The organism is Neorhizobium sp. BETTINA12A, from assembly GCF_023006485.1.
In the GTDB taxonomy this organism is placed as follows: Bacteria; Pseudomonadota; Alphaproteobacteria; order Rhizobiales; family Rhizobiaceae; genus Neorhizobium.
Window position 1 is genome coordinate 1 of the sequence record NZ_JALBGW010000294.1, and the last position, 2564, is coordinate 2564.

The 2564-nt window shown below is 62.2% G+C and carries 1 pseudogene; it reads left to right on the forward strand.

The features are described from left to right. Positions 1 to 2564 (forward strand): annotated as a pseudogene (locus MOV61_RS29445) (hypothetical protein); the annotation flags it as partial.

The window sequence follows — 2564 nt, forward strand, 5'->3', positions numbered from 1 at the left end:
CCGCCTCGAAGACGGTGGCCGAGACTTATACCGTCAATGCTGCGACCAAGCCGTACAAGGCGCTGAACACGGCCAGCGAGACGACGCTGACCGAGGCGGGGACCTCGCTTACCCTGCGCAAGGAGAGGATCTTCGACGCCTATGGCAATCTCAGCGAGATACGCGACTTCGGCCGCAAGGACCTCGCCGGCGACGAGACCTGGACATTGGCGTCCTATACACCGAACACGGCCGCCTATATCGTCTCGCTGCCGATGGCACGCAATATCCGCTCGGGCGGGTTCAGCACCTCCACGGATGTCTTTGAGCAGCATCAGACCCTGTACTACGACGGCAGCACGGATATCACCGCACCGCCGACCAAAGGCAATCTGACGATGCTCGGATCGTTCAAGTCATTCGAACCCACGCAGACCTCCTATAATGAGCTGTTCACCTACGACACTTACGGCAACAAGCTGTCGCATGTGGACGGGGAGGGCAGCCGTACGGAGTGGGACTACGACCCGGACTATCACCTTCATGTGGTGGCGGAGCGGGCGCCGAAGTATTTTGCCACCGGCGGGCAGCCGGCGGATGCCCGGTTCGTCTCGACCTTCACCAACGACTATGTCTGCGGCAAGCCGGCGCGCAAGGTCGACTGGAACGGAGTGACCGAGACGTTCACCTACGATCCGTTCTGCCGGCCCTATGGCTATACGCATTGGGGCACCGGCAAATACGTCAACACCCGTTATGAGAATGAAGGCAATCCGGCATCCCAGGCGGTGGTCAGTTATGAGCCGCTGGCGACGGGCACGGGGGATGTGTTCACCCGGACGTTCTATGACGGCCTCGGCCGGCCATGGCGGGTGCAGACGCCGGGCGAGACAGCCAGCGGCCAGACCCGGATTACCGATACGAGCTATGATGCCCGCGGCAATGTCTGGCAGACGGCCTTTGCCCGGTTTGCCGACGAAACGGCGCAATGGACGGTCAACAGCTATGACTGGCAGGACCGGGTGGTCAAGACCGTCAACCCGGACGCCTCGCAGCGGACCTATACCTATCTGGTCCAGCCCACCGCCATCACGGGGACAAGCAACCTGCCGGTGATGGAAGTTCGCATGACCGACGAGGAGAGTAAGCTCCGCCGCACTGTCATGGACAAGGACAACAATGTGATCTTGAAGGCGACCCAGCTTGCCGGGGCATGGGTCGCAGAGGCGCAGACCTACGACGTTGTCGGGCGGCTCAAGGGCGTGCGCGATGATGGCGGCGCCACCTGGACCTATACCTATGACCTTCTGGGCAACCGGCTTTCGGCGAGCGACCCGGATCTCGGCACCTGGTCCTATGCCTATGACAATGCCAACCGTCTGGTCAGCCAGACCGATGCCCGCGGCGCGGTGACCACGCTCAGCTACGACCAGATGGGCCGGCTTCTCACCAAGCAGGTGAAGGCCGCCGGCGAGACGACCGCCACGGTGACGGCTGCCAACACCTATGACACGGCCGAGCCCGGCGTCGGATCGGGCCCCGGCGACCCGCCTCCAGGGGATCCTGATCCAGGCCCCGGCGATCCGCCTCCGGGGGATCCTGATCCGGGCCCCGGCGACCCGGCTCCGGGCACTCGTGATCCGGTCTCCGGCTATTACACTGGTGAGTTCGATAGCATTAATCTGAGCTTGGCGCGCGGCTTTCACCGCCTCGTCTATGAAGTCACCAACTACGCCCTTTCCTGGCCGGACGGGCAAACGACGATGCTTACCGAAGCAGAGTACAATGCGGCGGGAACGGCAACCGGCTATACCGACGCTGACGGCTACACCTACTTCCGCGACTCTACTGCCGCAAACGAAGTCCCTTGGACTTTTGCTTTCCCCGATTTGCCAGACTTCACGTTTTCTAGCTACGCGTCCGGTATTGCTCGGCAGAACAGCTCGGATTCCACCGGAGGTGGCGCTCGGGATCCGGTCTCCGGCTATTATGCTGGCGAGGCTGGCAGCGGCGATCTGAGCTTTGGGCGCGGCTTTCAACGCCTCGTCCAGAGCGCCACCGGTTATGCTTTTTACTGGCCCCCAAGCGCTGAAATGAGCGAACAAATGATAGTGCTCACCGAAGCTGAGTACGATGCGGCGGGAACAGCAACCGGCTATACCCACGCTGACGGTTACACCTATTTCCGCGATCCCGCTGCCGCGAACGAAGTCCCTTGGATTTTCGCTGACCCGAATTATCCAGGCTCCGGTACTGCTCGTTATTTAGCCTACACGTCCGGAATTGCTCGGTTAAGCACCTTGAGTCCCACGGGAGGTGGTACTGCCGGCGAGACGGCCGCCACGGTGACGGCTGCCAACACCTATGACACGGCCGATCCCGGCGTCGGATCGGCACCCTTCCACGATGTCGGGCTGTTGACGAAGTCGGTGAACGGTGCGGCGACCCAGAGTTTTAGCCGCAGCCTGAGCGGCTCGACGACGGTGCTGACCACAACAACAGTGATCGACGGAGTGACGCATACGGTGGTGGAGACCAGGGGCAGGTCGGAGCAGACCCTGTCGATCGCCTATATGCCCGCGGCA